Origin of the sequence: Citrobacter sp. Cb080 (assembly GCF_030334745.1) — a bacterium.
Taxonomy (GTDB): Bacteria; Pseudomonadota; Gammaproteobacteria; order Enterobacterales; family Enterobacteriaceae; genus Citrobacter; species Citrobacter braakii.
This window is the reverse complement of the sequence record NZ_JAOWDG010000069.1, coordinates 337,398-364,293: the sequence shown is the minus strand read 5'-3', so window position 1 is coordinate 364,293 and position 26,896 is coordinate 337,398. Positions and strand designations below refer to the sequence as shown.

Genomic DNA, 26,896 nt, shown 5'->3' with positions numbered 1-26,896 from the left:
TAACATAGGTATCCCCCCCATTACGGGTGGACATGTGTTTATATATCCGACTATTAACAGAGAGAATATTATGAGCGTTGTGCCTGTAGCCGACGTACTCCAGGGCCGCGTAGCCGTTGACAGCGAAGTCACCGTGCGCGGATGGGTGCGTACCCGCCGAGATTCAAAAGCTGGCATCTCCTTCCTCGCCGTTTATGACGGTTCCTGCTTTGATCCTGTACAGGCCGTCATCAATAATTCTCTGCCCAATTACAATCAGGACGTACTGCGCCTGACGACGGGTTGTTCAGTTATCGTAACGGGTAAAGTCGTTGCATCACCTGGACAAGGACAGAGCTTTGAAATTCAGGCCACTGAGGTTGAAGTAGCCGGCTGGGTTGAAGATCCTGATACCTATCCAATGGCGGCTAAGCGTCACAGCATTGAGTATCTGCGTGAAGTGGCGCACATGCGTCCACGTACCAACATGATTGGTGCCGTCGCGCGTGTACGTCATACGCTGGCGCAAGCGCTGCATCGCTTCTTCCACGAGCAGGGTTTCTTTTGGGTATCGACTCCGCTGATCACCGCTTCCGACACCGAAGGTGCCGGTGAAATGTTCCGCGTGTCTACGCTGGATCTGGAAAACCTGCCGCGTAACGATCAGGGCAAAGTCGATTTCGACAAAGACTTCTTTGGTAAAGAAGCTTTCCTGACCGTTTCTGGTCAGCTGAACGGCGAAACCTACGCCTGTGCTCTGTCCAAAATTTATACCTTTGGCCCGACGTTCCGTGCAGAAAACTCTAATACCAGTCGTCACCTGGCAGAGTTCTGGATGCTGGAACCGGAAGTGGCTTTCGCCGACCTGAACGATGTTGCAGGCCTGGCTGAAGCGATGCTGAAGTACGCGTTCAAAGCCGTACTGGCTGAGCGTGCGGATGATATGAAATTCTTCGCCGAACGTGTCGACAAAGACGCGATTTCACGCCTGGAACGTTTCATTGAGGCTGACTTCGCGCAGGTGGATTACACCGACGCGGTAAGCATTCTGGAAAAATGCGGCAAACAGTTCGAAAACCCGGTTTACTGGGGTGTGGATCTGTCTTCTGAGCACGAACGTTACCTTGCTGAAGAGCACTTTAAAGCGCCGGTCGTCGTTAAAAACTACCCGAAAGATATCAAAGCGTTTTATATGCGCCTTAACGAAGACGGTAAAACCGTTGCAGCAATGGACGTACTGGCTCCAGGAATCGGTGAAATCATCGGTGGTTCTCAGCGTGAAGAGCGTCTGGACGTACTGGATGCCCGTATGCTGGAAATGGGTCTGAACAAAGAAGATTACTGGTGGTATCGCGACCTGCGTCGCTACGGTACCGTTCCACATTCCGGCTTCGGTTTGGGCTTTGAGCGTTTGATCGCTTACGTTACCGGCGTGCAGAACGTCCGTGACGTTATTCCGTTCCCGCGAACCCCGCGTAACGCCACGTTCTAACCCTGCATTTTTGATACAAAAGCCAGCATTGCTGGCTTTTTTTGTCACCGCTTCACGTTTTGGGATCCCCCTCCCGCGTTTAACACAACCCTTCGCCTTCCTCCTTCCTGTTACGTAATATTTCATCGCAACATATTTGAACAAAAAATAATCAGCATTTTTATTGTGGATTAGCATTTTCTGATTAAATAGTACATTTTCTGACCATTTGCACGGCATTCCAGACGTCCAGAAATAGCCATCTGTAAAGCAGGAACTTTATGGCAGAACAGAGAAAAAAGGAGTTTATCTAAATTAAATATAAGAAAATCATATAAATAGAAATAGAAGTGGTGATTTTTAGCGCACGGACATCTGAAATTTGAAGTTGTTCACAAAGTTGCACAAAAATAACATTTTGTTACACACTTTTTCTTTTTGAAACCAAATCTTTATATTTGTAGCACTTTGACGGTAGCGAAACGATAGTTTGAATGGAAAGATGCCTGTCAGACACATAAAGACACCAAACTCTCATCAATAGTTCCGTAAATTTTTATTGACGGAAATTATTGGCGGCAGTGGCAGGTGTCATATAAAAACCGATGAGGGTAATAAATAATGATGAAGCGCAATATTCTGGCAGTGGTTATCCCTGCTCTGCTGGTAGCCGGGGCAGCTAACGCTGCAGAAATCTATAACAAAGATGGCAACAAAGTAGACCTGTACGGTAAAGCAGTAGGTCTGCACCATTTTTCCAAGCACAACGGTGACAATGCCTACGCACCTAATGGCGATCAGACTTACGCCCGTCTTGGTTTCAAAGGGGAAACTCAGATTAACGACCAACTGACCGGTTACGGCCAGTGGGAATACCAGTTCAGCGGCAATAACTCTGAAGGCGGTGATGATGCTCAGAATGGCAACAAAACCCGTCTGGCGTTTGCCGGTCTGAAATTTGGTGACGCAGGCTCCTTCGATTACGGTCGTAACTACGGCGTCGTTTACGATGCACTGGGTTACACCGATATGCTGCCAAAATTCGGTGGTGACACTGCTGCTTCCGACCAGTTCTTCTCCCAGCGTAACGGCGGTCTCGCAACTTACCGTAACTCTAACTTCTTCGGTTTGGTTGAAGGCCTGAACTTCGCTGTTCAGTACCTGGGCAAAAACGAGCGTGATGACGTTCGTCGCTCTAACGGTGATGGCGTTGGCGGTTCTGTTAGCTACGAATTCGAAGGTTTTGGTATCGTAGGTGCGTATGGTGCAGCTGATCGTACCGATGCCCAGCAAAACCCACTTCTGCGCGGCCACGGCGACAAAGCTGAGCAGTGGGCGACCGGCTTAAAATACGATGCTAACAACATCTACCTGGCGGCGAACTACAGCGAAACCCGTAACGCAACCCGTATCGCTAACGGTTATGCTAACAAAACTGAAGACGTCCTGTTGGTTGCTCAGTACCAGTTCGACTTCGGCCTGCGTCCGTCCCTCGCCTATACCAAATCTAAAGGTAAGGACATCGAAGGAATCGGCGACGTAGACCTGGTGAACTACTTTGAAGTGGGTGCGACTTACTACTTCAACAAAAACATGTCCACCTATGTTGATTACATCATCAACCAGATCGATTCTGACAACAAACTGGGCGTAGGCTCTGACGACACCGTTGCAGTGGGTATCGTTTACCAGTTCTAATAGCAGACCTCTTTGTTAAATGCCTAAAAAACAGGACTTCGGTCCTGTTTTTTTATCTCTGCTAGCGGATTCTTGCGTCTTAAAAAAACACCTCGGCTTTTCGTCAGTAACGGTTGGCATTTTGTAAATCTACCGTTAACCTGATAGCGGACTTCCCTTCTGTAATCACTATGGAACCTCGTCATGTTTGAGAACATTACTGCCGCTCCTGCCGACCCCATTTTGGGTCTGGCTGATTTGTTTCGTGCCGATGACCGCCCAGGAAAAATAAACCTTGGGATCGGTGTATATAAAGATGAGACAGGCAAAACGCCGGTACTGACCAGCGTTAAAAAAGCCGAGCAATATATTCTGGAAAATGAAACCACCAAAAATTACCTTGGCATCGACGGTATTCCAGAGTTTGGTCGCTGCACTCAGGAATTACTGTTTGGTAAAGAAAGTTCGCTTATCAACGACAAACGTGCGCGTACAGCACAGACCCCTGGCGGCACTGGCGCACTGCGTGTGGCCGCTGATTTCCTGGCAAAAAACACCTCAGCTAAACGCGTATGGGTGAGCAATCCAAGCTGGCCAAACCATAAGAGCGTCTTTAACTCTGCCGGTCTGGAAGTTCGTGAATACAACTATTACGATGCCGCGAACCACTCATTAGACTTTGATGCGCTGCTGGCAAGCCTCAGCGAAGCGCAGGCTGGCGACGTGGTGTTATTCCACGGCTGCTGCCATAACCCAACCGGTATCGATCCTACGCTGGAGCAGTGGCAAACGCTGGCTCAGCTTTCTGTCGAAAAAGGTTGGTTGCCGCTGTTTGACTTCGCATACCAGGGCTTTGCCCGCGGTCTGGAAGAAGATGCAGAAGGTCTGCGCGCATTCGCTGCGCTGCACAAAGAGCTGATCGTCGCCAGCTCCTACTCCAAGAACTTTGGTCTGTACAATGAGCGCGTAGGCGCCTGTACGCTGGTTGCAGCCGATGCTGAAACCGTCGACCGCGCGTTTAGCCAGATGAAATCCGTCATTCGTGCCAACTATTCCAACCCACCAGCACACGGTGCGTCGGTTGTGGCAACCATCCTGAGCAACGATGCCCTGCGCGCTATCTGGGAGCAGGAACTGACTGATATGCGTCAACGCATCCAACGCATGCGTTTGCTGTTTGTGAATACGCTGCAGGAGAAAGGTGCGAACCGCGACTTCAGCTTTATCATCAAACAGAACGGCATGTTCTCATTCAGCGGCCTGACCAAAGAGCAGGTTCTGCGTCTGCGTGAAGAGTTTGGTGTCTATGCCGTCGCTTCCGGACGTGTGAACGTAGCAGGAATGACGCCAGATAACATGGCGCCGCTGTGCGAAGCGATTGTCGCAGTACTGTAATCTATCGCGTACTAAAAAGGCCGCAATAGCGGCCTTTTTCATTTATCTGCGGTGTTACCAGACAGGCATTTCATCCTGCAGGAACGGATTATGTAGCCGTTCGTTGCCCAACGTCGAAAGTGGGCCGTGACCCGGAATAAACGTCACGTCATCGCCCAACGGCAACAGTTTACGTTTAATCGAATCAATCAATTGACTATGATCTCCGCGAGGAAAATCGCTGCGCCCAACGCCACCTTTGAAAATCACGTCACCAGAAATTAGTAGCTTTGATTGTTCATCAAAGAAGACCACATGTCCCGGCGTGTGGCCCGGGCAATGCAGTACCTGCAATGTCACGTTACCCACGCTTACCCGGTCGCCTTCATTCAACCAGCGATCGGGCGTCAGCGGCTCACAATCGCCCAGGCCAAACATGCGACTCTGAGCAGGAAGTCCTTGTAACCAGAACTCATCTTCTTTTTCCGGACCAATAACCGGTACACCATAATGCTGTGCCAGTTCAGCCGCCGCACCTACGTGATCAAGATGACCATGGGTGAGCAGGATCTGCATTAGCGTCAGGCCACTGGCATCGACTTCCTGTTTGATTTTCTCAGCATCGCCGCCGGGATCGACCAGCGCAGCCAGACGGGTTTGCTCACACCAGATTAACGAGCAGTTCTGGGCGAATGCAGTGACCGGAATAATACGATAGTTCATACGGCTCCTGTTTCATTAAGCTTATGGATCACCAATGACGCGCCGGTCCGGTGTCAATATGCACAAAGTTACTGCGTGGGTAGTATCCTACACCACCTGCGCGCATAGATAACGCAGCTTTGCGAATATTACTTAATGCGATGCCTTCAATATGGAAATCCATGGCCTGCCCTTTCGTGTGGTAGCTTTTCTTTGCCACACCGCGGCTGTGCGCACGTAATTCATTATTGGTATCAATAGAGCGGTAACCAGAAATAAGCTGTACGGGTTTACGCGTGCCCAGCAGGCCCTGCAGACGGAAGAGTTGATCGAACAATCCCGGATCGATGGATTTCACTTTATTCGCACGAAAATCACGGAAAAAGTGATTAAGTTTAGCTAATTCGTCCTGAATATAGCCCCTGCCATCAAAAAACTCTGCTTTTATTGACTCACCGGTATGCAGGTTATTCAGAGTCAAAATGCGCGGACGTGGGGTAGAGAGTGTAGCAAACGCAGGCGTAGGCAGGATGGCAGCGCCGAGGGCAATGCCACCAAGCGCCAGCAGTTTGCGGCGATTAGCGTCAAATTTGTCCATGGTTTTAAGGTCTACAAGGTCAATGTTATCGTATGTATGCTCTAGCGCACGCGGGAAACCTTATCTGGCTAAGTAGTCCACGTCAAGGCTCCCAACCCCAGGAAATACGGGGCTTGCAGCCATTTCGCCCCGTTTCCAGCATAACTTACGACAATTATTTTCCTCGAACTGCTTCATTTATCTGATTAATTGTTCAGCTTTTGACACAATTTGTGCACTGGATCGCGCTGTCTGATCGTAATTGTAAATATCTGTACGATACTGCGTGCGACCATCCGGGCCAACAAATGCGGTCAGATAGTAGAGGTTGACGGGAATATTCTGGCGAATATTCACGTACCTTGTATCCCCTTGCTTCAGGGCATCCGAGATGCGCGTATCATTCCACCCCGCATCCTGTAGCAGCATATTCGCCAGCTCAGATGCCTTGCTCACGCGCACGCAGCCGGAGCTTAACGCCCGCGAATCCTTCTGGAACAGAGTGTGGTTCGGCGTATCGTGCAGATAAATAGCATCCGAACTCGGCATATTGAATTTATAGCGTCCGAGCGAGTTACGCGCTCCCGGAGCCTGCTGGAAGCGGAATGGCAGATTGGAGGCGGTGATGGTGGCCCAGTCAACCTGCCACGGATCTATCGTCTCTTTGCTGTTCCAGCCGCGCATTACGGTATAGCCGTGACGCTCAAGATACCCTGGGTCATTCCAAACCTTAGGCAGAATATCCTTCCGGGCCAGCGTCGGCGGCACGTTCCACGGCGGGTTAACGACCACGTTATTCAGCGCACTGCTCATCATCGGCGTTTTACGATCGGGACGTCCGACGATAACGCGCGAGGCCAGCACCTGATTGCCGTTCTGATAATACACCAGCGAGTAGGCAGGAATATTCACCATGATACCGGTAGACAGCGTACCCGGCAGCAGGCGCAAGCGCTGAATATTTAACGCCAGCACGCCCGCACGTTGAGCGGGCGTCACGTTCAGCCAGTCACGCGTGGCAGGGCCAATCGCGCCATCGGCCCCAAGCCCCTGCCACGTCTGAAACCGCTTAACTGCGTCAACAAGTTCACGATCGTAAGCGCTACGGCCTTCTTTGGCAGCCGTACTGACAACAGACTCCAGCATCCCGGTACGGCGCAAAATTTCACGCAGCGCAGGGATGTCGTTACTCCACTCCCCCGGACGCAGCGTCGCGGTACTGGTCAGTTGCGGCCAGGGCCGCGTATCGCCCACCAGCTTGAGCAGCGATTCATGCATGGCTGCGTACTGCGGATGTTGCGGTGCCAGGCTGGCGACAAACGAAGTCAGTTGACCGTTATCCAGCGCGACTTGCCATTGGTTGATCACGGAAATCGGCGGCGTCGTCAGCGCATAGGGCTTATCGCTATAGAGCCAGCGATTACCTTTGACGGGGATGTTGGCAATAAAGTGCAGATACCCCATCATCGCATCTGAGAGCACGATATCTCGCGCCTGACCGGTTACTGCCGGGTCAGTCAGTAGAGCAACCCAGGTGGTGAACTGCGGCTGAAAGCCGGCAATCGCCACTTCAGCTAACTGTTGCTGAAAGGCTTTTACCGCATCACGATTTTCCCACATCGGTTTCATTTCGCGTGCGGCATACAGCAGTTCCAGTTGGCTCATATAAACCGGTGTGAAGCCCGCTGGAAGTTGAGATTGTAATTCGGCGCGGGCTTTATCAACTGACACGCCCTCGGGCAGTGGTTGAATACCTGCCATGATAGCCGTCGCGGAAGATTGAGCCTGCGGCTGCGATAACGCTGTTGGCTGTTCACTGACGGTCGCTGAGCTATCGCCAGGGATCATTTCAGGCTCATCGGCCTGCGCATTGAACAGTGGAGCGAATGTTACGGCCAGGCACAAACTAATTGCCGACAGCCGACGACCACACATTTTATTAAGCAACATCCCTTGCCCCCTGTTTTTTTATCATACTTTGAGTAGCCAGGCCGTATGTCTTCCCCTTATTTTGGCGGGGCCGAACCTGTAAAACGCCAATACAAGCTGAAGTATGACGAGCAAGCCTGTGACGCGTTAGGCTTACCTTTAGTATATAAACATGAAAAAATTTTTGCCTAACCTAATGTAAAGAAGTTTAAAGAAATTACACCAGTTATTGAGAATTTTCGGAAGAAAAGAAGGCGGCCATTTAGCCGCCTTTTATTTAGCTTGCCTGCGAGGAGGCATCTTCGGTGCCAGGCAGCGGCTCAGGTAACTGAGGCGCAAACCCGCGCAGACCGACCACGTGAACGTGTTCGGTGTTCTGGAAGACTTTACGCACCAGTTTGTAGGTGGTGCCTTTCTCCGGGCTAATGTTTTCTGGGGCTGCGATAATCAGTTGCATTTGCAGACGCTCGCACAGTTCAAACAGAGTCGCGATAGAGCGTGCATCAAGTCGCGCAGCTTCATCCAGGAACAGCAGACGGCAAGGAGAAATATCTTTCCCGCGCAGTCTACGCCCTTCGTCTTCCCAGCTTTGCACAACCATCACCAGAATAGACATCCCGGTCCCGATCGCTTCACCGGTTGACAGCGCGCCAGATTCAGCACGCAGCCAGCCGTCAGAGCCACGGTTAACTTCAACTTCCATTTCCAGATAGTTACGGTAATCCAGCAGTTCTTCACCGATGGTTTGCGGCGTACGTTGCCCCATATCAATCTGCGGATTCAGACGCTGATACAACTTCGCCAGCGCTTCAGAGAAGGTCAGACGATTGCTGTTAAACAGATCCTGGTGCTGCTCATGCTGTTCGGAAAGTACGTCCAGCAAGGTAGCATGCGTCTCGCGTACGTTGACGTTCAGACGAACGCTGTTTACCTGGCCAAACGACACGCTTTGCAGCCCCTGGTTCAGCATGCGAATACGGTTCTGTTCGCGCTGAATGGTCTTACGAATGATATTCGCCACGCTGCGAGAGCTGATCGCCAGTTTCTGTTCGCGGGACGTTAATTCTTCCGTCAGACGGCTCAGCTCAATCTCCATCTGTTCGATCGCTTCAACCGGATCGTCGGTACGGATGATATCCTGGCGAATACGTTCACGCAGATGCTGATAAACCGCGACAAAGAACTGAATTTTACGCTCTGGGCGTTTTGGATCTTCAGACATGCGCAGTACATCGCGCAGGTGTTCGTTATCCGCAACCGCCAGGCGCAGCGCACCAAGCGCCTTATCCGACATCGAGCGCAGTTCATCACCGGAAAGATACGCCAGCTCACGACGGTGCAGGCGGCGTTCAACGCCGTTATCTTTCACCATCCGCATCACCGCACACCATCCGGCTTTCGCGGTAACCACCTGCTCGCGCATCTCAAAATAATCACGTTCCAGCTTGCGCAGCCTGCGGGTCAGGTTTTCCATCTCCGCTTCGCAGAAGGTCAACGCTTTTTCCAGTTGGTTACGGCGGGCACGGTTATTGCTGAGCTGTGCATGCAGTTCATCACGACGAATACGCGCGCGCTCTTCGGCACCGCTGTCCGCACGAACGCCAATATCCTGCAGTTCACGTTGTAAATCGTTAAGCAGCTCTTTTTTGGTGTCATAGGAGCTTTTCAGCGACGCCATGACCTGGTTGTACTGGCTTAACTGTGCAGCGTGACTGCGTAGCGCTTCACGGGCGCGGGTACGTTCAGCTTCCGCCTGTTCCAGGCGCTCACGCAGTTTTTCGTTCAGATCGCTGTTGCCGCTAAGCATTTCAGCAGAGTCGGAATAGCTAAAGTGCGCCCGGCGCTGCACCACTTCGGTCAGAGCAAAAGCTTGCTGACGCGCATCGCGCTGCATCTGCTGGGAATACGCGTAGTCTTCCTTCAGTTGTTCAAACTGCTCAGGGTCATTTTGCAGGACCGAAACAATCGGTTCCAGTTTGGCTAACTGGTTGTCATGTTGCTGCACAAAACGCGCCGCTTCCTGGGCTTCATCCAGGCGCTCACGAATTTCGTCCACGCGATCGGCCAGCGTGTCATCCGCCAGCAGATTCAAACGCGGGAGAAGGCGGTTAAGAGCGGAGACCCCCTCTTTCGCCTGCTCAAACTGCATACGGCTTTGCTGATTATCATTTTCATGATTGCTCAGCGCACGTTCCAGTTCAACGCGACGGCCATTCAGTTGGCGAATTTCCGCTTCCGGATCGGCTTCAAACGCCACCGACAAATGACTGCCAATGAAACGACTGAACGCCTGATGCAGACGCTGGGTTTTCTGGACGTCAAAGGAGAGCGTTGCGAAACGTTCAGACAGCCCTTCACGCTCGGCATGCAGGGTTTCGATACGGCTTTCGCGCGCTGCACGGCCAAAAATCGGCACCGTCGGGAAGCAGGAATAACGCCACTGACGCTCGGCGGTTTTCACCACTACCGCTTTTTCCAGCTCATCAACGCTGAAAACGCTGTCATCAAACGACTGCGGATCCCCTTCGATGAAATAGAGATCTTCCGGACAATCCGTCAGCCCTTCAAGCTGCTCGGTAATCAGCGACAGATCCGGCACCACGATGGCATGACGCGAAGGACCGTACAGCGCAGAGAAGTACGGCGCATCTTCAAGGCTAACGTCGTCATAGATTTCTGACAGCAGAACGCCACCGAAGCGCTCCGCCAGCGCGTTCAGACGCTGATCTTCCGCCCCGCCCGGCTGACTTAAACGTTCAATTTCTTCATCAACTGCATTTTTGCGCGCACCGACTTCATCACGCTCAACAATGGCTTCACGCTCGCGCTCCAGCAGTTGTTGCAGATACTCGGTCACATCCTGGCTTGAGGTAAACTCTTCGCCACACTGCTCGCTAAGCTGATTCAGGCTATTCTGCGCGGCCAGCCAGACAGGCGCACGTTTCATCAGATGCTGGATACGAGACTGCAGCTGTTCCTGCTCCTGACGCAACGTCATACGCTGTTCGCTGGCAGAAGAGACGCTGTCCGACAAGGCGGCGATGCGTGCTTCCAGCTCCTGGTGCAGCGATTCCAGCTCATCGATATCGAACTGTTTACCCTGACGCTTGCAGAATTCAGCCAGCAGACGTTCGGCGTCTTGCTGTTCGCGCAGACGCTGCTCCAGTTCGCTGAGTCGCATACGCAACGGCTGAACCTGTTCCGCCAGGTGGCGCTGTTCAACGCCTTCCCGCAGCAGTTCACGCGCCACGCTCCAGGCTTCACCACGCGCCAGCGGGCCATTGATAGCCGCCACCAGCTGATAAGCCTGTTCGAACTGGCTGTGCGCGGTTTGCGCCACGCTCATTTTTTGTTCCAGCGTCAGCAGTTTTTCAGTGGCTTCCTGCTCTTTAGCCTGGAAGGTTTCCAGCCATTCAGCAGCGCTGTCGGCGGTCAGATCCGGTAAGTGGCAGAGCTCTTTCGCCCGATTCAGCGCCTGGATCGCCTGGGTATATTGGATGGCTCGCGTTTGCTGGACGTCCAGCGCTTGCTGATAATCGGCAAGCTGGCTTTTCAGCTCATCCACTTCCAGTTCCGCGGCTTCTGCGCGGGCTTCGTTTTCATCCTGGCGGTCAACGGCTTCCGCGACCACCTCATTTTGTTCTTCGAGACGGACCTGCAGTTCTTCGAGATCCGCTTCGTAGCGTTCAATTTTTTCCTGCTGACGCAGAGCGGTTTGCACCAGATTCAGGTGATCGCTCGCGGCCTGGTAATCAGCTTCCAGATCGCCTTCCGCGCCGTTATGCTCGCCCAGTTCGCGCGCCATATCCACGTGCTTATACTGCTCCGCGGCCAGCTGCTTACGTGAAGTATGCAGCTCACGACGATATTCCAGCGCTTTATCAAGATGGATACGACGTTCGTTGGCGTGACGCATATAATCCGCGGCCACATAGTTGGTCGCTTCGCTGATCAAATGCTTAAACAGATCGCGGTCAGACTGAGTTACGCGAATCGCTTCCAGCGTCATGCGGTTTTCACGCAGCGCAGCTTCCATATCCTGGAAGGCTTTACGTACGCCGCTGTTTTCCGGCAGCAGGTAGTCACGCAGTGAACGCGTAATGGCACTGGAGATCCCGCCGTACAGCGAGGCTTCAATCAGACGATAGAATTTACTACGGTCAGACGCGGAACGCAGACGACGGGCGATGATGCCCAGATCGAACATCAGTGAGTGATAATCGGTGATTGAGTTGAACTGTTTAAACTGCACACCTTCCATCTCATCAAGCTTCTCTTTCAGCTCAGAGAGGGACAGCACGCGCGCCTGGCGTTCATTCAGCGTTTCCGTCACCAGTTGGGTTGGCTGCACCGACATCGGCAGCCCCTGAATGGCAAACGGTTTGATATCCACTTTACGATCGCGACCGGCAACCTGTTGCAGACGCACCCCCACGACCACGCGCTGATGGCGCGAGTTGAGGACGTCGAGCATTGAGTAACAGACGCCCGCTTTCAACTTACCGTGCAGGCCCTTATCACGTGAACCACTGGTTGCACCGGCTTCGGTGGTGTTACGGAAATGCAGCAGGGTTAAGTCCGGAATGAGCGCTGTTACAAATGCCGCCATGGTGGTGGACTTACCCGCACCGTTACCGCCGGACAGCGTGGTAACCAGTTCATCGAGGTCGAACGTACGGGCAAAAAAACCATTCCAGTTAATCAGCGTAAGTGAGCGAAATTTACCGCGTTCAATCATTATTCTTCTTCTCCACTGTCCGGCTGATTCTCTTCGGGCTCATCGTTGAGCTGCAGGCGGTTTTCGACCGGCATCGCTTCGCCATCACGAATTAGGCGACGCTGCGCTTCGCGCGGATCGTCACCGCTGCGCACGTCCGCGCCAAAGCGGAAGACTGATTCCGTAATACGGAATTTGCTGCTGTCGTGACCCATAAACCACACCATGCCTAAACGGCGCAGACGGTTTAGCGAAGAACGAACTTTTTCCTGTAGCTTCTGGCGATCAACATCCGAACCGGTTGAACGGTTGTTTACCAGTTTCAGCAGCTTCGCTTCATCAGCCAGCGTTAGCAGCTCGTCGTACAACTCTTGCTGGGTAAAAATCCCTTCATTCGCCAGGCGTTCTGGGCTGAGATAGAGATAGCAAAGAATTTTACCAACCATCATGTCCAGTTCAGACAGGACCGAACGGGGAATGAGCGTCGTTGAACGCGGGCGAAGGTAGAAGAACCCTTCCGGCGCACGGATCAATTCCACGTTATAGCGGCTGTAAAACTCTTCAAAATATTCCTGAAAATCCATCAGGAAGGCATGATTATCCAGTTCATCCAGACCGATATGGCGGCCCGAACGTAAGGCGCTGTCCAGCGCCGGAAATAACGGATTCGCCAGCGCCTGCGCCAGCTTTACCGGCATCACTTGTTCAATATTTGTCAATGACATGCGCCTGTACCTTGGCTCCGTAATCATTAATCGGCTGCCATTTGGCTGGCAGTCCGGTGAAGTCTGCTTGCGCTACGCCAAGGCGTACCGCCTGATCGATAACTATGCGCGCGACGTCGAAATGACGCGCACGTGGGTATTGCGCCAGATACTCGCGCACGACCAAACCGAGATCCAGTGGTGTTTGTCTGGATTTGTAGATAGCCAGCTGTTCTTCGATGATCGCCGCCAACTGTTCACGGATCTCGTTAAATTCTTCATATTCCAGATCTTCCGGAAGCTCGCCGGTGACCTCTTCGTCACGCAGCACCATCTCTTCGTCACGCATATCCAGCAGACGATCGGCGTTGGCATAGGTTAGCGCCCACGGATCGTCAAAGTATGTCTGCACGGACTGGCGCAAACGCTGGGCAAAGACGCGGTTTTTATCCATATCGATCGCGGTACGGATAAACTTATGCACATGACGATCGTAGCCGATCCATAAATCAATGGACTGCTGACCCCAACTGATAATGCGGTCGAGCTTACTTTGTAAGTCAAACACCAGCCGATCGACGAAATGCAAATCGTCATGCGTCATCGTGGCGTCCTGGATGTGTAACAGGTGAGCCTGTAGCTTATCCCCCGCCGCTTCCAGCGTATCCTGCAGTTCACGCAGCGTACCAGACGTTTCAGAGAGCAGCAGTTCACAGCTGGAGATCGCCGCCCGCCAGTCTTTATTAAGCAACTGTGCGATGTCGTCTTTTACCTGCTGCTGCTGTTCATCCATGATGCGCTGGGTCAGATCGATACTGTCGAAAATCTCCGCCACCGAGTATTTCAATGGCGCGTAGACGTTGCGATGCCAGTGGAACTCATCGCCACCTTCCGCTGCCGCATCCGCCGCACGCTTTAGTTCACCTGCAACAATCGACAGCTGCATTGAAAGACGCAGCGTAGAGAATTCGCGCTGACGAATGTAGTAATCCGTGATGCCAATTCCCAATGGCGTTAAACGATATATAGCGTTGCCTTCCGCCTGCTCGCTGGTAAAGCGGTTCAGCAGACGTTGACGCACCATATCGTTGATCGCGTTGTTGGCGCGTACGCCGATGGTTTCGCTGGTTTGCTCAAACGCATCACTCACATGGCGGAACGCATCCACCAGCTCACCTTCACTCATCTCGCCGTCAAGTCGCTCACCGTTCAGGGTCGCGACCGCCAGCAGGAACGAAAGTCTGTCTACCGGCAGAGAGATGGAGAAGTCATTTTTTCTGGCCCAGGCAACCAGTTCGGGGACTGTCTGGGAAAATTCACTCATAAATTATCCTTGCATCTGCGGCTCGGGCCGAACTTTTAATCGCGGTGACATGAATATAGCGCCCAAGGCTGATATACGGTTCCTGGCGGCAATAACGCGTTTCTAACTCAAGTAACATTTCAAAGTCGTCATGCTGTTTATGTTTATCTCGCAGATAATCATGAAACACACGGACGCCCGTTTTACCGGTTATCTGCCAACCGATCTCGTCCAGCCACTGGTAGACCTGCCCCGGATCGCGCGGGTAGTCCGGTGAAAGCGTGCGTTTTTTACGTTTCGGCATCCCCACCTGCACATAGTCAAAGTTCCCTGCGACCATGTTATGCATCAACAGACCGTTAGCATTGTAGAACATTAACGACAGCGCGCCGCCTGGACGCAATACTGACCACAGAGTCTGCAACACGCTGACCGGATCTGTCACCCACTCCAGCACAGCATGAAACAATATCAGATCAACCGGGCTTTCCAAATGCGAAGCAACATCCTGAGCGGCGCATTGTATAAAATGCATGTTCCCGCTCACACCTTTTGCCTCTGCCGCCTGTTGCGCTCGGGCGATCATCTCGCCAGACAGATCGCATAATGTGACGAAATGTCCTCGTTCCGCCATTTTGATGGCCGTTTGCCCTTCACCACCACCAGCATCCAGAATGTGCAGTTTTTGCTCACCGAACGTTTCCAGTAATCGATCCAGATCCTGCCAAAGGATAGCCTGTCTTAATTGACCTTTGGTGGTGCCGTAAATGTTACGGGAAAACTTCTCTGCAATGTCATCAAAATTGCGGTCCCGCATCGGGCTCTCCACATACTGGCTTTAGGGTGACTAAGTAAAACCGCTATTTTGTCACACCCACGCCGAGAATGAACCTTCCTGGTGTAATATCCCTGCAGATCCCCTGCTGTATGGTTAAAAAAGGAACCAAAAAGGATGCTTTTTACGCTGAAGAAAGTGATTGGCGGTATGATGCTGCCGCTGCCACTGATGCTAATTATGATGGGTATTGGCCTGGCGCTGGTCTGGTTCAGTCGCTTTCAAAAAACAGGGAAAGTGTGTATTAGTCTGAGTTGGCTGGCACTGTTACTCCTTAGTTTACAGCCCGTCGCCGACAGCCTGTTGAAACCGATTGAGGACAGTTATCCAACGTGGCAAGGTTCGCAAAAAGTGGAATATATTGTGGTGCTGGGCGGAGGGTATACCTGGAATCCGGAGTGGGCGCCGAGTTCAAATCTGATCAGCAACAGCCTTCCACGTCTGAATGAAGGTATTCGCCTATGGCGCGCAAACCCGGGATCGAAGCTCATCTTTACCGGCGCTGCCGCAAAGACGAATAACGTCAGTACCGCAGAAGCTGGCGCCCGCGTAGCGCAGTCGCTGGGGGTGCCAGCCAATGAAATCATCACCCTGGATCACCCCAAAGATACCGAAGAAGAAGCCGCAGCGGTAAAGAAGGCCATCGGCAATGCGCCGTTCCTGCTGGTAACCTCTGCCTCCCACTTACCGCGGGCGATGATCTTCTTCCAGCAGGCCGGCTTGCATCCGCTGCCAGCGCCAGCCAATCAGTTAGCAATTGATTCACCGCTTAATCCGTGGGAGCGCGCTATACCTTCACCCGTCTGGTTGATGCACAGCGATCGCGTTGGTTACGAAACCCTGGGACGCATCTGGCAGTGGCTGAAAGGATCGGAACATTGACAGGAATGTTGCCTGATAAGATGTTCACATGTTTATCATGCGAGCCACGGCAGCAATGATTTCGTTGCCAGGTCAAAGTTGGAACGATTAAAGCGTCCGGTGTTGACCAGTTGCGTCACTTCATCCCATAACACGTACAACCAGCGCCGCCAGATGAATGACTCCGCCACTGGCGCGCGCTGTAGGTATTGCCAAAGCAGGCTTTCCGCCAGCGCATTATCCATCAGGCGGAACAGTTCATATTCCCTTGGCGCCCACAGCATCAACCCCGGTCCCACCATAGCCAGAAGCTGATCGCTACGGGCGTCTTTGAGCATGCTACGTAAACTGAAATTACCGTGGATCAGCACGCAGTTATCATTGAATCCTTCAAATAAGGCAGGCAAACACTCACGCGTGCGAAACAGGATCCGCTTGTCCTGCATCGTTAGCCCGGTATTGTTGAACTGATTTAACGTGGTCCACAGCACCTCAACCCGCTGACGATACCAGGATGGCCAGATATTCTCTTGCGTGTTATCCACCATTCCCACGCAGCCAGCACTATCCTGCCGATGCCATGACAGCAGACCTTCTACGATCTGATCTTTTAAATGTTCCCAACGTTCGGGCGTTCGGGCAGGCGCTTCCACCGGCACTCCACGTAAACGCTCAAGCAGTAGCACATCAGGACCGGGATGTTCCTCATGGGTTAAGACCCCATAAATGACGGGCATACGCACCGTACCACTGCGCGCCAGCATGGAGGTTTTCCATGCCAACTGCTGCGCCATACCCGGCGTGGTGAAACTTCTCGCCATCAGTGGCATCGGATTTCCCTGGCTGTCGTACAGTGACCACAGGGCCGTATCCACTTTTTCATTCACGCATTCTATACGACTGAGTTTTTCACCCAACAGATGACTGAGTTCGGCACGCAACTGTTCCATTTCGGATTGCCCTCATAAATGCTACTGCTTTCATAATGAGCGTCGTGCAGACAGATGTCACCCGGATGAGATCAATTGATGAAAAGAAAAGTGGCGGGAAAGCGTAACGATATGACACTCCTCCCAAAAATTCGCGTCATCAGGGGGAGTGTCGTGAGAAAAACTAACGCATTTCGGCGCGAACGCGCTCAAGATCTTCGGCAGTGTCTACGCCGGTACCGGGTACTTCTTTGGCGACGGCAACATGAATTTTTTCGCCGTACCACAACACACGTAGTTGCTCCAGCATTTCAATATGCTCAAGCGGGCTGGGCTGCCAGTTAACATAACGGCGGATAAAACCGGCGCGATAGCCGTAAATACCCAGATGTCGCAGGAAGGTGTCACCCACCGTTTCCAGGCTTTTAGCGAAACGGTCGCGATCCCACGGAATGGTCGCGCGTGAAAAATAGAGTGCATAACCTTCGGCGTCCAGAACGACTTTCACCGCATTCGGATTAAATGCCTCTTCCGCACTGTGAATCGGGGCAGCAAGGGTCGCCATACCGACCTGGCGCTGCGCCAGATTCTCAGCGACCTGGCGAATAATGACCGCCGGGATCATCGGCTCATCACCCTGTACGTTCACAATAACGGTATCATCGCTAAAGCCACATTTCTCGACGACTTCCGCCAGACGCTCCGTACCGGACTGGTGATCGGCGCGGGTCATGCATACTTCCCCCCCCACCGCTTCTACCGCGCGAGCGACATCTTCGTGATCGGTCGCAACAATAATACGTTCAGCGCCAGATTCACGCGCACGCTCCAGCACATGCACGATCATCGGCTTGCCATTGATATCCAGTAGCGGCTTGCCCGGCAAACGTGTGGACGCATAACGCGCAGGAATAATGACCACAAAACTCATGATTTACTCTCATCAGCAGTCAGAACGCGAGCTTCGGTTTCCAGTAACACGGGAATGCCATCACGCAGTGGGAAAGCAAGGTTATCCAGTTTACAAATCAGTTCCTGTTTTTCCTGGTTAAACCAGAGTTTGCCATTGCATACCGGGCAGGCAATGATTTCAAGCAGACGATGATCCATAGTTCCTCCAGATGGACCGGATTGTGAATCCGTAAATATTAACATAATCGCTTACCGTGCTGGGTCTATTTCCCAACCATGGCGTGCATCAGCAAATAAACCTTCAGGATAGCGTCCCAGCGTCACACGTGTTGCCTGCTGCCAGCGGGCAAAATCATCAATCGCCTGAAACAATCCTTTTTGCAGAGTAACCCCAGGTTTGACGCCATCCTGTAACCAGAGCGAAATCACTTCCAGTACGCCCGTTTTGCGGTGCATTTTGGCATCCATCCGCCCAACTAACTGCCCGCGATGCAGCAGCGGCAGGACAAAATAACCATACTGACGTTTCGGTGCTGGCGTGTAGCATTCGAGGCGATAGCTAAAATCGAATAGCTGCTCTGCCCGTTTACGATCCCAGACCACCGGATCAAAGGGTGATAATACTGCGCTATGCGTCGCCGTTAATTTACCCGTCAATGCCTGCTCCAGCAGCGGCTGAAGGTGGCTATGCAGCCACAGGGTTCCTAACCCTTCGACATCGACAGGAATAATCTGTTGCTGCTGTGCACGTACGTTGCACCAGTTTTTTAGCGCCGGACGCTTCAGGCGATAGTAGTCTGCCAGCCATTGTTCGCGAAAAATCCCCAGACTGCGGGCACTGTTATCCAGCATGAGGCTTTCTGCTTCTTCCTGTGAAAGCCGGTCGCGTTCATCATCCCAGTGCGGCATGACGCGATGGGTTAAATCATACACTCGCTGGAAATTACGCCGTTCCACCACCATCACTTTCCCGGCGGTGAACAGGCCTTCAAGATGACGCTTATGCGGTTTCCATGCCCACCAACCGCTGGCCCCCTTGCGCAGATGCTCAAAATCGGCAGAGCGTACTGGTCCGTTATGCTGGATGTGCTGGAGCAGTTGCTCAATCTCATGCGCATGTTCTTTCATCCACTCCGCTTTATATTTCCAGCCCATTTTCTCCGGGGCCAGCATGCGGTGACGTATCAGCATAAAGTCGCTACGCGGCAAAAAGCAGGCCTCGTGCGCCCAGTATTCCATCAGTTCGCCCCGCTGCAATGCGTCATCCAGCCACTGGGGCGAATAATCACCCAACCGACTAAACAGCACCAGGTAAGGGCTGCGCGACACAATATTGATGGTATCGATTTGCAATAACGACATGCGCGAAATGGTAGCAAGAATATCTGCTGGGGTTGCCCGACGGCGTGTTTTTTTCAGCAGCCCTTGAGCGGCAAGGTGAAGATGACGGGCATCCGTCAAAGAAAGACGCGGCAACGACATTTATGGCCTCATAAATGATTCGCTGCCGCAGCGTGAATCAGTTAGCGAGTCAGCGAGATTAAGCTATCCAGCAACATATCAGGCCGATCGCCTGACAAATGAGCGTCAACAGGTAAATACCACCAGTTTTCATCGGCAAATGCACGGCACTTAACCGCATCTTTTTCCGTCATCACCAGCGTTTGCCCGGCGTCTGCAAACGCACTGACGTCACTGTAGGCCAGAGACTGATGGTCTGCCAGCGCAATACTTTTTTGCACGCTGGCACCGCATGCTTCCAGCGTGGCAAAAAAACGCGGTGGATGGCCAATGCCCGCCATGGCGACAATATTGGACAGCTGCGACACATCGCGGCGTTCACCCGTACGTAAATTAACGGCCAGCCCCGGTTCAAGTCGCATAGGGATTTCCCCTGGCTGCGCAACGCCACCGTTAACGATAGTCGCATCCACCGATTTAAGCCGACCTGCGCGTTCCCGCATGGGACCCGCGGGAAGCCACCAGCCATTGCCAAACCGACGTTCTCCGTCAATAACCACGATTTCAACATCTCGCGCCAGACGGTAGTGCTGTAGCCCATCGTCCGTCACAATCATCTGCACATCGTGTTGGGCCAAAATGGCTTTGACTGCATCCGATCTTACCGGGGATACCGCTACGGGCACACCGGTACGTTGGGCGATCAGTACAGGTTCATCACCCGCTTCTGCCGTAGTGGTATCTGCGGTCAGTAACAGCGGGTAAGCAGCCGCTTTCCCGCCATAACCACGCGACACCACACCCACGCGAATCCCACGTTGACGCAGTTGTTCAACCAGCCAAATCACCACTGGTGTTTTGCCATTGCCGCCCGCGGTCAGGTTTCCGACCACCACAACCGGGACTGGTGCACGCCACGCGCGTTTAATCCCAAGCTTGTAACATAAGCGGATCCCCCCACTCACCAGGCCATACAGCCAGGAGAGCGGGAGTAACAGTCGCCACAGCGGCGACTCACCAGACCAGATTCGAGCGATCATTGACCGAATTGCATTTTATGTAATTGTGCATATACCCCACGCTGCTCAATCAGCTCGCTATGGGTTCCACGCTCAACAATAATACCGTCTTCCACCACGATGATTTCATCCGCCTGTTCAATGGTAGAAAGGCGGTGAGCAATCACCAGGGAGGTACGGTTTTTCTGAAGCTCATCCAGAGCAGCCTGAATCGCGCGTTCAGACTCGGTATCGAGTGCCGACGTTGCTTCATCAAGGATCAGAATCGGACTGTCACGCAACAAGGCGCGGGCAATAGCGATACGCTGGCGCTGACCACCAGATAGCAGGACGCCGTTTTCGCCAATCACCGTATCCAGGCCATTGTCCATCTTATTGATGAAATCCATGGCGTAAGCCATTTTCGCCGCTTTTTCGATCTGCTCACGGCTGTACAAATCGGTACGCGCGTAGGCGATGTTGTTGGCAACCGTATCGTTAAACAGGTGCACATTCTGCGAAACCAACGCGACCTGATCGCGCAGGGATGCCAGGGTATATTCACGTAGATCGTGTCCGTCCATCAGAATCTGCCCTTCATCAATATCATAGAAGCGCGTGATCAAGCTGGCGATGGTGGATTTCCCTGAACCCGAACGGCCAACCAGGGCAACAGTTTTCCCCGCTGGAATATTCAGGTTGATGTTGCGCAGCGCAGGTACTTCACGTCCCGGATAGGTGAATGTCACGTTGCGGAACTCGAGATTGCCGGTAGCACGTTCGATTTCGCGTGTACCTTCATCTTTTTCCTGCTCGCTATCCAGAATCGTAAATAAGGTCTGGCAGGCCGCCATACCGCGCTGGAACTGCGCGTTGACGTTGGTCAGCGATTTCAACGGACGCATCAGCGCGATCATTGAGGAGAAGACAACCGTAATTGTCCCTGCAGTCAGGTTTTCCATTACGCTTGGGAAGCTGGCTGCATACAACACGAAGGCCAGAGCCAGAGACGCAATCAGCTGGATGATAGGATCGGAGATAGAAGAGGCGGAAACCATCTTCATGCCCTGCAAACGCATCTTATTGCTGACTTTATCAAAGCGCTTAGTTTCGACTTCCTGACCACCAAAAATCAGAACTTCTTTGTGGCCTTTCAGCATCTGCTCTGCACTGGTCGTAACCTGCCCCATGGTGTTTTGCATATTTTTACTGATGCTACGAAAACGCTTGGAAACTATACGAATCGCCACTGAAACAATTGGCGCCAGTACAATCAGGATCAATGACAGCTGCCAGCTGTAATAGAACATCATGATAAACAGGCCAATAATTGAAGCCCCTTCACGTACCACGGTGATCAGCGCGCCGGAGGACGATGATGCGACCTGCTCTGAATCATAGGTAATACGTGACAACAGCGTACCTGTAGACTGTTTATCAAAAAAGGACACCGGCATGCCCATCATATGGCCAAACAGGCGGCGACGCATGGTCATGACCACTTTGCCTGATACCCATGAGATGCAGTAGCTGGAGACATAGCTGGTGAATCCGCGAAGAACCATTAGTCCAATGACCACCAGCGGCATCCACAGCAGCACCGAGCGATCCGTTTTACCAAAACCATCATCCAGTAATGGCTTAAGGAGCGATAGCATGAAGGTATCGCTGGCCGCGTTCAGGATTAACGCTATACCCGCCACGATCAGACCCGATTTAAAAGGCGCTATGGTTGGCCATAGTCGGCGAAACGTCTGCCACGTAGAGAGATCTTTATCGTTATGCATTCAAAAAACCAGCATTTGTTAGAATAGCCGCATATTCTACCCGTTATCCTCCGACACGCCAAACCACTGATGATACCAACGAGGTAAAATCTGATCCCGCAAGCTGTTTATTCGCCAGTTTTTTTGATAAAAATCCAGCGTAATCTGCCCCTGGTGGGGTGTATCCAGCCATTGATAATTTTGTTGCCGATAACGTTGCTTCACTTTCCTGGACGGGAGACGCCAGGCATTGTAACGGGATGCGGAGGCTAACGCGGCCTGCCCGCCGACCCGCTGAATCAGCGCCTGCGATGATGAGGTATTGCTACCATGATGTGGAACCTGTATCACCGTAGACTGCAGATGCTGCCAGTAGTGACTGAGCATTTTTTGTTCAGCGGGAGACTCAATATCTCCGGTCAGCAGAATACTCTGATGCCCGTCATCGACCTTAACCACGCAGGAGTGGTTATTCCCCAGATCTTTAATTCCACGCACGGGCCAATGCGCACTAAAGGTTAACCCTTGCCATTGCCAGCGCTCCCCGCGTAAACACGGGAGATGCCCTTCCCAACCTAATGGGCTTCTTATCCATAGCGACGGCCAGGCTTGCTGCAGCGAACGCAACCCGCCCCGGTGATCCATATGCTCATGGCTTAAAATAACGCCTTCTGGCTCCAGGTTGTGCCAGCGTAGCCAGGGAATAATCAGCTGTTGCGCGCTATCGCCTTCAGGCCATGCCAGACCGGTATCGTAAAGAATCGCTTTCCCATTGCGCGAAATGACCATCGCCAGCCCCTGCCCGACGTCCAGCATATGCACTTGCCAGACATCAGTACGTGGCGTTCGCCAGAACGGGGCGCTCAGTAAAAGGAGCACAGTGACGCAAACTACCGGTATAGTTCGCCACGCGTTCAGCCGATATGCGATGAGCAGGAGTCCGGGTACAAATGCAAGCCATTGCCAACGTGCATCAATATTGATCCACCCTTCAGGCAGGCTCCTGAGCCCCCAAAATAATAGCGCGAGGGAGCGATCCGCTAAATACCATAGGTTCGACTCAACCATCGCCAGCCCGGTTAAATGCACGATCATGCCTGCTAATATCAATGGTACGGAAATAAACGTAACCAGCGGTACAGCAAACAAATTCGCCAGAAATGAGGTCAGGCTAAAACCGTGAAACATCGCGATTTGCACAGGCAGAAGCAGGAGCGTAATTCCCAATTGCAAATGAGCAAGCGCCAGAAATTGGCGTCCAACGCGCGACAGCGGCCAATCCGGCATCGGAACCCATTGATACCAGAACAGCAGCGCCGCAACGGCAAAAGCAGACAACCACAGACTTTGTGAAAGAACGGCGACAGGATCCACCACCAGAATGGCTGCCAGACAGCAGATCCACACCGACCATCCACTCCACTGCCTGCCGCTGAGTTTTAGCCCTCCCCAGACCAGTAGCGCAACAACCGTACGTAATGCCGGGGGCTGTAGCCCCGTTAACCAGGCATAGAATGTTGCGCAGACGATCCCGCCAACTAACGGAACCTGCCAGCAAATCCATCTGGTTGGCATAAAAAATTGCCCCGCGCGAATTAATCCTGCAGCCAGAAGTGCGGCAAATGCAATATGCAGCCCGGAGATAGCCATCAAATGGGCCGTACCGGTATCACGCATAATGGTTTTCACCGCTTGTGACACGGACAAGCGCTCCCCCATTCCCAGGCCCAGTATAACCTGCTGCCAGGGATAGTCAGCGAGCGCGCTTTTCAACGAGGAGAGATACCGCGAACGTAAATTGCATTGTTGTGTGATAACCGAAGCCTGCAAAAATCTTCCCGTCAGCAGCTGGTGCTGCGCCAATGCGTAACGCTGGCTATCAAACCCGCCCTCGTTCAATTGACCGTGTATAGCACGAACCTTCAACGTCATCGCCCATGTCTGGCCCGCACAAACGTTGCCGGGTAGGTACTGCCCATACAGAGTAATTCCGATGTCAGGAAATACCCGCTTCCCCTGCAGATGCGTGATCTGGCCGTAGTGCGTTGTCATATTATCGGTTCCGGTTATCCGCACGATGGCCTGCTGGCTTTTTGCAGGCAGCGTATTACCGGCCCACAGCGCATCTTTCGCAGCCAGAACTCCCCAAAGAAAAAATAGCAGGGTTAATCCGGCGAAACGTACAGGGCTGTGAGAAATAAGGCAGAGCAGAATTGCCAGACCAAATATAACGCCGATGCACAGCATGTCAGGTAACGCAGGTAATAGCATAAGCGGGAGAATGCCGAATAATGCACTCGCACTAACCGTTGTTATTTTCATCAGTCACCTCCCTGTAGCAGGAAGTGTGCAGTAATGTTCGACGGTTGTCTGGTGCCAATTTAGCGTTATACGGTATGCATTCCGCTAACATTTAGCGGCGCTTGTAACGTGCAAATTAACTGGGATGGAGACTCCAGGATGGGTTGGCAGAAATGAAAAAAGCACCCATGCGGGTGCTTTTCTCGGCGTTAAGTCTCGCTAAAAACTTAACCGTAAATATTGGCGCGATCGCGCAGTTCTTTACCTGGTTTAAAGTGCGGAACGTATTTTCCTTCCAGGTCCACTTTATCGCCGGTCTTCGGATTACGTCCGGTGCGCGGTGCGCGGTAATGCAAAGAGAAACTGCCGAAACCGCGGATTTCAATACGCTCGCCCTGCGCAAGAGTCGAGGCCATATGTTCCAGCATCTCTTTAACTGCATCTTCAACCGCTTTCGCGGGAATATGAGGTTGCTGGGTTGCAAGTCTTTCAATCAATTCTGACTTGGTCATGATTCCTCCGGTTCCTTAAAGGCATAATTAGCTGCTGCATTGATTAAGGGCGGCCTTAGCCGCCCTTTGTCATTGATTACAGGACGAATCCTGTAATCTGTCAAGCTACTCGTCGCCCTTTGTGCTGTTAACAGCACAAAGGATTTAGGAGCACTCGATATTACTCGCCTTTAGCTGCTTTGAAAGCTTCAGCCATTGCGTTGTTAGAGAAGTTAGCATCTTCCTGTTTGTTAACAGTTGCGATTGCATCTTTCTCATCAGCTTCGTCTTTAGCACGAACAGACAGGCTGATTGCGCGGTTCTTACGATCAACGCCGGTGAATTTAGCTTCAACGTCGTCGCCTACGCTCAGAACCAGAGTTGCATCTTCAACGCGGTCGCGGGAAGCTTCAGAAGCGCGCAGGTAACCTTCAACGCCGTCAGCCAGTTCTACGGTTGCGCCTTTAGCATCAACTGCAGTGACTTTACCGTTTACGATTGCGCCTTTCTTGTTCAGTGCAACCCAGTTGTTGAACGGATCTTCTGCGAGTTGTTTAACGCCCAGAGAGATACGCTCACGCTCTGCGTCAACCTGCAGAACAACAGCTGCGATTTCGTCGCCTTTTTTGTATTCACGAACTGCTTCTTCGCCTGCAACGTTCCAGGAGATGTCAGACAGGTGAACCAGGCCGTCGATGCCGCCGTCCAGGCCGATGAAGATACCGAAGTCAGTGATAGACTTGATTTTACCTTCAACACGGTCGCCCTTGTTGTGGGTTTCCGCGAACTGCTGCCATGGGTTGTTTTTGCACTGCTTCAGACCCAGGGAGATACGACGACGTTCTTCGTCGATATCCAGAACCATAACTTCCACTACATCGCCAACGTTAACAACTTTGGACGGGTGGATGTTTTTGTTGGTCCAATCCATTTCGGAAACGTGAACCAGGCCTTCAACGCCTTCTTCGATTTCAACGAAGCAGCCGTAGTCGGTCAGGTTGGTCACGCGACCAGTCAGTTTGGTACCTTCCGGATAACGCTTAGCGATAGCTACCCATGGATCTTCGCCCAGCTGTTTCAGGCCCAGAGATACACGAGTACGCTCGCGGTCGAACTTCAGCACTTTAACAGTGATTTCGTCGCCAACGTTTACGATTTCGCTCGGATGCTTAACGCGTTTCCATGCCATGTCGGTGATGTGCAGCAGGCCGTCAACGCCACCCAGATCAACGAATGCACCGTAGTCAGTGAGGTTCTTAACGATACCTTTAACTTCCATGCCTTCCTGCAGGTTTTCCAGCAGCTGATCGCGTTCTGCGCTGTTTTCGGATTCGATAACGGCACGACGGGAAACAACAACGTTGTTACGCTTCTGATCCAGCTTGATTACTTTGAATTCAAGCTCTTTGCCTTCCAGGTGCAGCGTGTCGCGGACCGGACGAACGTCTACCAGGGAACCCGGCAGGAACGCGCGAATACCATTCAGCTCAACAGTGAAGCCACCCTTGACTTTGCCATTGATAACACCAGTAACGGTTGCAGCTTCTTCGTAAGCTTTTTCCAGCGTGATCCAAGCTTCGTGACGTTTAGCTTTTTCACGGGACAGCAGGGTTTCACCGAAGCCGTCTTCTACTGCATCCAGAGCAACGTCAACTTCGTCACCAACCTGGATTTCCAACTCGCCCTGGGCGTTTTTGAACTGCTCAGCCGGAATGGCGGACTCAGATTTCAGACCAGCGTCAACCAGTACTACGTCTTTGTCGATAGCAACAACAACACCACGAACGATGGAACCCGGACGGGTTTCGATTTCTTTTAAGGATTCTTCAAACAGTTGAGCAAAAGATTCAGTCATGTTTAATCTTCAGGTTTCATATTTAACGTCCACCTGGCTCCATGCCGGATGGGG

The 26,896-nt window shown here is 52.4% G+C and carries 20 protein-coding genes; 4 read left to right on the top strand and 16 right to left on the bottom strand.

All coding sequences use genetic code 11. From position 1 onward, the window contains the following. Positions 1–70: 70 nt before the first annotated feature. From asnS to aspC, 3 genes are all read left to right on the top strand, one after another. On the top strand, positions 71–1,471 hold the full coding sequence (asnS, locus tag OGV38_RS14390; protein WP_016152464.1) for an asparagine--tRNA ligase: 1,401 nt from the start codon (positions 71–73) through the stop codon (positions 1,469–1,471). A 600-nt stretch (positions 1,472–2,071) separates the two neighbouring features. Continuing rightward, entirely contained in the window at positions 2,072–3,148 is a 1,077-nt protein-coding gene (gene ompF / locus OGV38_RS14385; RefSeq protein WP_286473646.1) for a porin OmpF, read from the top strand. A 183-nt stretch (positions 3,149–3,331) separates the two neighbouring features. After that, positions 3,332–4,522 (top strand): aspartate transaminase, encoded by a 1,191-nt coding sequence (aspC, locus tag OGV38_RS14380; RefSeq protein ID WP_016152462.1) that lies wholly within the window; start codon positions 3,332–3,334, stop codon positions 4,520–4,522. Between the two features lie 54 nt (positions 4,523–4,576). Here the strand turns inward: aspC and OGV38_RS14375 are convergent, their stop codons facing one another. The 7 genes from OGV38_RS14375 to cmoM all read right to left on the bottom strand — a co-directional run bounded on the left by OGV38_RS14375 (position 4,577) and on the right by cmoM (position 15,250). Next, positions 4,577–5,224 carry an MBL fold metallo-hydrolase gene (locus tag OGV38_RS14375; RefSeq protein WP_003035823.1) on the bottom strand — a complete coding sequence of 216 codons (648 nt, stop codon included), beginning with the start codon at positions 5,222–5,224 and terminating at the stop codon, positions 4,577–4,579. 28 nt (positions 5,225–5,252) lie between these two features. Then, positions 5,253–5,801, bottom strand: coding sequence for a peptidoglycan L,D-endopeptidase MepK (gene mepK / locus OGV38_RS14370; protein WP_016152461.1), 549 nt, complete (start codon positions 5,799–5,801; stop codon positions 5,253–5,255). Between the two features lie 177 nt (positions 5,802–5,978). Then, positions 5,979–7,730: a L,D-transpeptidase gene (gene ldtD / locus OGV38_RS14365; RefSeq protein WP_269517488.1), complete on the bottom strand. Its 1,752-nt coding sequence runs from the start codon at positions 7,728–7,730 to the stop codon at positions 5,979–5,981. 256 nt (positions 7,731–7,986) lie between these two features. Next, a complete protein-coding gene (gene mukB / locus OGV38_RS14360) occupies positions 7,987–12,447 on the bottom strand; it encodes a chromosome partition protein MukB (protein WP_286473643.1) in 4,461 nt (1,486 codons plus the stop codon). Next, entirely contained in the window at positions 12,447–13,151 is a 705-nt protein-coding gene (gene mukE / locus OGV38_RS14355; RefSeq protein ID WP_016152457.1) for a chromosome partition protein MukE, read from the bottom strand. Before mukE ends, mukB begins: the two co-directional genes overlap by 1 nt. After that, positions 13,132–14,454, bottom strand: a complete 1,323-nt coding sequence (mukF, locus tag OGV38_RS14350) for a chromosome partition protein MukF (protein ID WP_016156123.1) — start codon at positions 14,452–14,454, stop codon at positions 13,132–13,134. Before mukF ends, mukE begins: the two co-directional genes overlap by 20 nt. Further along, a complete protein-coding gene (gene cmoM, locus OGV38_RS14345; protein WP_016152455.1) occupies positions 14,447–15,250 on the bottom strand; it encodes a tRNA uridine 5-oxyacetic acid(34) methyltransferase CmoM in 804 nt (267 codons plus the stop codon). The genes mukF and cmoM overlap by 8 nt, the downstream gene beginning before the upstream one ends. Positions 15,251–15,385: 135 nt before the next feature. On the opposite strand from cmoM, the gene elyC reads away from it, so the two are divergent. Then, positions 15,386–16,150 (top strand): envelope biogenesis factor ElyC, encoded by a 765-nt coding sequence (gene elyC, locus OGV38_RS14340; protein WP_269517492.1) that lies wholly within the window; start codon positions 15,386–15,388, stop codon positions 16,148–16,150. A gap of 35 nt (positions 16,151–16,185) precedes the next feature. On the opposite strand, the gene OGV38_RS14335 is transcribed toward elyC, so the two are convergent. From OGV38_RS14335 to rpsA, 9 genes are all read right to left on the bottom strand, one after another. Further along, positions 16,186–17,079 (bottom strand): YcbJ family phosphotransferase, encoded by an 894-nt coding sequence (locus OGV38_RS14335; RefSeq protein ID WP_016156120.1) that lies wholly within the window; start codon positions 17,077–17,079, stop codon positions 16,186–16,188. Between the two features lie 163 nt (positions 17,080–17,242). Beyond that, entirely contained in the window at positions 17,243–17,989 is a 747-nt protein-coding gene (gene kdsB, locus OGV38_RS14330; protein WP_016152452.1) for a 3-deoxy-manno-octulosonate cytidylyltransferase, read from the bottom strand. Further along, positions 17,986–18,168: a protein YcaR gene (gene ycaR / locus OGV38_RS14325; protein ID WP_003035793.1), complete on the bottom strand. Its 183-nt coding sequence runs from the start codon at positions 18,166–18,168 to the stop codon at positions 17,986–17,988. Before ycaR ends, kdsB begins: the two co-directional genes overlap by 4 nt. Positions 18,169–18,219: 51 nt before the next feature. After that, positions 18,220–19,452, bottom strand: coding sequence for a winged helix-turn-helix domain-containing protein (locus tag OGV38_RS14320; protein ID WP_016152451.1), 1,233 nt, complete (start codon positions 19,450–19,452; stop codon positions 18,220–18,222). Positions 19,453–19,493: 41 nt separating this feature from the next. Further along, positions 19,494–20,471 (bottom strand): tetraacyldisaccharide 4'-kinase, encoded by a 978-nt coding sequence (gene lpxK / locus OGV38_RS14315; RefSeq protein WP_279268105.1) that lies wholly within the window; start codon positions 20,469–20,471, stop codon positions 19,494–19,496. After that, the gene (gene msbA, locus OGV38_RS14310) at positions 20,468–22,216 is read right to left on the bottom strand and encodes a lipid A ABC transporter ATP-binding protein/permease MsbA (protein ID WP_016156118.1); all 1,749 of its coding nucleotides are present in this window, start codon (positions 22,214–22,216) and stop codon (positions 20,468–20,470) included. The genes lpxK and msbA overlap by 4 nt, the downstream gene beginning before the upstream one ends. Positions 22,217–22,252: 36 nt before the next feature. Then, positions 22,253–24,517 carry a ComEC family protein gene (locus OGV38_RS14305; RefSeq protein ID WP_137352025.1) on the bottom strand — a complete coding sequence of 755 codons (2,265 nt, stop codon included), beginning with the start codon at positions 24,515–24,517 and terminating at the stop codon, positions 22,253–22,255. Positions 24,518–24,723: 206 nt separating this feature from the next. After that, positions 24,724–25,008: an integration host factor subunit beta gene (gene ihfB / locus OGV38_RS14300; protein WP_003035780.1), complete on the bottom strand. Its 285-nt coding sequence runs from the start codon at positions 25,006–25,008 to the stop codon at positions 24,724–24,726. 160 nt (positions 25,009–25,168) lie between these two features. Then, positions 25,169–26,842 carry a 30S ribosomal protein S1 gene (gene rpsA, locus OGV38_RS14295; protein ID WP_003035776.1) on the bottom strand — a complete coding sequence of 558 codons (1,674 nt, stop codon included), beginning with the start codon at positions 26,840–26,842 and terminating at the stop codon, positions 25,169–25,171. Positions 26,843–26,896: the final 54 nt, after the last annotated feature.